This window comes from Candidatus Nanosynsacchari sp. TM7_ANC_38.39_G1_1, assembly GCF_004138385.1.
On record NZ_PQNZ01000055.1, the window covers coordinates 1 to 5,185 of the forward strand.

Sequence of the window (5,185 nt, forward strand, 5' to 3'; positions counted from 1 at the left end):
AAGTATTTACCATAAGCGTCTATATTGTGATACAATATAATTAGTTAGTATTTGATTTGACAATCTAACTACTATGTATTATAATCAGATACGAAATTACGATATCAAACTAAAATCACTCTCGAGGGGCGGGGAGTGGAGATAAAAGGATAAGGATCGCATGACCGAAACTACCGGTACACCTGCTGTGGAGACTATCAAGACAGCAATTGAGGATATTCTTAAGACCATAGACCAAGAACGCGAACGCGAAATCATCACGCGCCGTTTCGGCCTATATGAACGCCGGGAAACGCTTGAGCAAATCGGCGAGCTGCTCGGCATCACTCGCGAACGTGTCCGCCAACTCGAAAAAGCCATCTTAGCCCGCCTCAAAACCGCTGCCACCGACGGTAAAATCCCCGCCATTAGCGACGCCGAGCGCCTAATTATCCGCGACCTTTCCGAAAACGGCCGCGTCGGCCGCGTCCAAGACGTCGCCAACCGCCTCTCGAAAGACAAAGCTTCCAATAATACCCGAGCTCACGTTGCCTTTATCGGCGAGTTATCGCCGCGCTTCGTTATAATCAACGAAACCGACAATTACTACCAGGGCATCAGTATCGCCGAAAACGGTAATGAGAAGAAAATCCGCGGCGACATCGACAGCATTGTTAAAACCATCAAAAACCACGGCCAGCCAATCGACATCGAGAGCTTGCACGGCATGTTGACTTTCGAAAGTCCGTCCCAGATCCGCGGCCTGGCCAGCTTATCCAAAAAACTAGCCAATCTCAAAGACGTTTGGGGTCTAGCCAAGTGGCCAACTGTCAATCCTAAAAACATCCGCGACAAAATCTACGTTATTTTGGCAGGCAACGGCAAGCCGATGCACTTTTCCGACATTTCTAAAGCCATCAAAGAAAGCGACTTCAAGCGCAGAAACGTTACCACTCAAGCTATCCACAACGAACTTATCAAAGACAAACGCTTCGTCCTAATCGGCCGCGGCATTTACGCCCTCGACAGCTGGGGCTATAGCAAAGGCACCGTTTCAGATATTATCGCCGACATTTTGCGCAAGGCAGGCGAGCCGCTTCATCGCGACGAAATCGTCAAGCGCGTACTCAAGAGCCGCCAAGTCAAAGAAACAACTATTCTGCTCAATCTGCAAAGCAAATCGATGTTCAAGCGCGTCGCTAAAGCGACTTACACCATCGCCGAACCACAGCAATAATCTATCTGCGGATTCCGCTTAATCTTGCAAAAATAACAGAGGTATGATATAATGAAAGTATAGCTATGTCATTTATCACTTCTGTTATTGCTCTATTGTTGCAATGGTATGTCTGGGGGCCGTTGGTTATTGTGCTGTTATATCTAACTTGGCGCAATTATCGCAGTATTGATGTAATAAAGAACGTTGAGAGCGTCTTGTTAACCCTCGAGATTCCAAAAACCAACGATAAGTCTGAGCTGGCCGCCGAGCAAATGTTCGCTAGCCTCCATGGTATTTTGCGCGATGCCCGCGAGCTGAAAGCTAACAATGGCTATCAGGAGCATCTAAGCTTCGAGATTGCCTCGGTGGGCGGGCGGATTCAATTCTACGTTTGGACGCCGAAATCGCTGCAAAGCTTCGTCGAAGGCCAGATTTACGCCCAATACCCGCAAGTACAAATCCATAAGGCCGAAGAAGATTATGTCGCTCACGAACGCCACCACAGCGTAGTCTACACTTCAGAGATTACCTTAACCGATAAGGAATTTTTGCCGATCAAAACCTTTCAGAGCTTCGAAGTTGACCCGCTAGCTGGCATCACCGGCACGCTCGCCAAGCTCGAAGATACCGACGAAGAAATTTGGATACAAATGCTAGTGCGCCCGGTCGCCGACAGCTGGCACAAAGAAGCCGACGCCTGGATTCAATCGGTCAAAGCAGGCGGTTTCAACCTATTCGGTACCGATGGTATAGGCAAGTGGATTGCCGGCCTATTCTCTGCTCTGTGGCAACCGCCCGAGCAAGTAGGCGCTAGCGGCGGTCCAGAGCTGTCAGAGCGCGACAAAACCCGCATATCTGAAGCTGAAAAAAAGGCGACTAAACTCGGCTATCAAGTCAAAATCCGCGTCGCCTACCTAGGCGAACGCACTAGCGATGCCAAATTACGTATGCAAGGAATCATTGGTACCTTCAAGCAGTTTAATTCAACTAACCTCAACGGCTTCAAGATGTCGAACGATAGCTTCGCCAAAGAGGCGCTCGCCAAATACAAGACCCGCCTCTTTGCTGACCGCGGTTATCTGATGAATATCGAGGAAGTCGCCAGTGTTTACCATTTGCCGCACACTAATGTCGAAACGCCAAACATTGTCTGGGCTAGCACCAAAACCGCCGAACCGCCGCCGAAGCTGCCAGTCCTAACTGGCGACCCAGCGCATGATGAGAATATCTCGGCCTTTGGCATGACTAATTTTCGCGGTATCAACCATCAATTCGGTATGCTGCGCTACGACCGCTCGCGCCATGTTTACATCATCGGCCAGACGGGAGCAGGGAAGAGCGGTTTGCTGGAGTTATTTGCCCTCAGCGATATTTTCCACGGGCAAGGCTATGCTATCATTGATCCGCACGGCGACTTTGCTATCAATAACATGCGCTTCATCCCAGGCTCGCGCCTGCAGGATGTTGTTTACTTTAACCCGGCCGACACGCAGTATCCGCTCGGCTTCAACCCGCTAGAGGTTACCAATCCGTCGCAAAAAACTAATATCTCATCAGAAGTTATCGGCGTGCTGAAGCGTATGTTCGGCGACTCTTGGGGTCCACGCCTCGAGTATATCTTGCGCTATACCATTTTAGCGCTACTAGACCGGCCCGAGACTACCATGCTCGATATTACTCGCATGCTCACTGACAAAAAGTTTCGCAAAGACACGCTCAGCTACTGTAAAGACACCGTGGTACTGCAATTTTGGAATGTCGAGTTTGCTAGCTGGACCGACAAGTTCCAGGCTGAAGCCATCGCGCCAGTCCTCAACAAAGTCGGCGCCTTCACCGCCAATCCAGTCATCCGCAATATCATCGGCCAGCCGAAATCAACATTTAACATCCGCCAAATTATGGACGAAGGTAAGATTCTCGTCGTCAATTTGAGTAAGGGCCTCATTGGCGAGGATAACGCCGGTATTCTCGGCTCGTTTTTGGTTACCAAAATCCAGCTCGCCGCCATGAGCCGCTCCGATATCCCTGACATCAAGGATCGCCGGCCGTTTTACCTGTACGTCGACGAGTTTCAAAACTTTGCCACTGACTCATTCGCTACAATTCTATCCGAGGCGCGCAAATACGGCCTCAACCTGACCGTCGCCAACCAGTACATTAGCCAGATGGAAGAAACCGTCCGCGATGCTGTTTTCGGCAACGTCGGTACCGTAATTAGCTTCCGTGTTTCTGCTGATGATAGTCCGATTCTCGCCAAGCAATTTGAACCACAGTTCGAGCCAAATGACTTACTACAGATGCACAATCGTAACTTTATCATCAACATGGTCATCAACGGCGAGAAGGCTCCAGCTTTTAGTGCCAAGACGCTTAATCTGCCAGCCGCGCAAGACGACAACACCGGCCGGATTATCCAATGGACGCGCGATAATTATAGCCGCAACCGCAGCGATATTGAAGCCGATATCGCCAACCGAATCCTACCGCCAGAAAACCTAGTCGTCAAAAAACCTGGTCCTGCCTATACGCCGCCAAAAACACCCGAACAGCGAGCCGCCGATCGCGCCGCGCGCCAAGCCGCTAAGCAACCGCAAGACCAGACCCAACCAATTGCCAAACAGCCATCGGTCAAACTTGACAAGGGCGCTGTTGGTTTGCTACAAATAGACCACGGTCAAAACAATAAAGACACGCCAAAGGCCGCAAAGGATAATGACACCGCGAAAACAAATGCAGCAGCTAAACCTGCCGCCAATGAAGAAACAGAGAAAGTAGACACAGCTACTAGCGACAAGCCAAAGCGCAAACGCACTCGCAGCCGCCGGCGCAAAACTCCAGCGACAGCTACTTCCAATTCGTAATCAACTATTGCTATGCCTCTACCGTTAGAAATAGCCACCACGCCGCATGCTCATGACGCTCAAGTTGGCGAGATTATTGATCTATTATGCAAGCCCAGTATCTGCGGCCCAATTTCAGACATACTAGGCCGAGATGCTTTCATGGAAGCAGCTACCGACCTAACGCAGCGTTTATACTTGGGTGAGTACGCCGCTGCACTGGCCAGATACATCGATGAAAGCAGCAATACCATCAAACCAGTTGGCACAATTATCTATAGCCAGGACTCAAACGATCCTAAAATAGCAAATTTGGAACTAATCGTCGTACGAGAAAAATACCGCCGCCGAAAAGTTGGTACACGATTATTACAACTAGTCGAGACTAAAACAGCATTACGCGGCGCAACGCAATTACAAACACTAGCGCCCCAGAAAATGCCAGGCCTACAGAACCTCTTGGCAAAAAACGGCTTCTATTTCAGCTGCATGAAAGAGGACGGGGGTTTGTTTTTGCGGTATAAAAAAGATTTGAAAGAAAAAGATAAAGATAAACGATGAGACGCAAACAGTCGACCCGTACTTCTACCTTCGCTTATCCGAATCTATCATGTTCCAAACCAGCGACCCCACTTATATGTATCTGATTCAGCAACCAACAGTTTTAGAACAAATATAGAACATCTTAATAGTCCATTTAAGAGACTCGAACGCAAAAGGTTTGGATTCCTGTAGATATGGCATTAGTCGTTACGATAAATTACACATAGTAAGATCTAATGAAATAAGCTTGAGAAAACTAACATAATAATTGCTAAGACGACAAAATCGTATACAAAGACAAAATCATAAACACCCTTAAAAAGCGGGGTAAATATAAAGTATTTAGAAGCTCTGGGACAATAAACCTTCGAGATTAATCAAAAAACAGCAACAAAAGGGATGTAATCTTGTTTATAATTTACACATAGACTTAACGTCGCACAATGTCCGTTTTACGTCTTATAATCTATGTTGTCAGGATGATTAATCATACGTTAGCGAATAACGGTTTTACTTTGATATAAGCCGCAGCTTATTAATCTTGGTCTAAAATGGGGAGCCTTAACCACGCTACTAGAGTCATCTTTTACTTTTACTTTTTATT

General features: G+C 47.8%; 3 protein-coding genes. All 3 read left to right on the forward strand.

Features of this window, described 5'->3' with window-relative positions; all coding sequences use genetic code 11:
* The first annotated feature begins 160 nt into the window (after positions 1 to 160).
* The 3 genes from G1ANC_RS03635 to G1ANC_RS03645 all read left to right on the forward strand — a co-directional run bounded on the left by G1ANC_RS03635 (position 161) and on the right by G1ANC_RS03645 (position 4,599).
* Positions 161 to 1,216 carry a sigma factor-like helix-turn-helix DNA-binding protein gene (locus G1ANC_RS03635; protein ID WP_129693644.1) on the forward strand — a complete coding sequence of 352 codons (1,056 nt, stop codon included), beginning with the start codon at positions 161 to 163 and terminating at the stop codon, positions 1,214 to 1,216.
* Positions 1,217 to 1,281: 65 nt separating this feature from the next.
* A complete protein-coding gene (locus tag G1ANC_RS03640) occupies positions 1,282 to 4,059 on the forward strand; it encodes a type IV secretory system conjugative DNA transfer family protein (protein WP_129693645.1) in 2,778 nt (925 codons plus the stop codon).
* Between the two features lie 12 nt (positions 4,060 to 4,071).
* The gene (locus G1ANC_RS03645; protein ID WP_129693646.1) at positions 4,072 to 4,599 is read left to right on the forward strand and encodes a GNAT family N-acetyltransferase; all 528 of its coding nucleotides are present in this window, start codon (positions 4,072 to 4,074) and stop codon (positions 4,597 to 4,599) included.
* Positions 4,600 to 5,185: the final 586 nt, after the last annotated feature.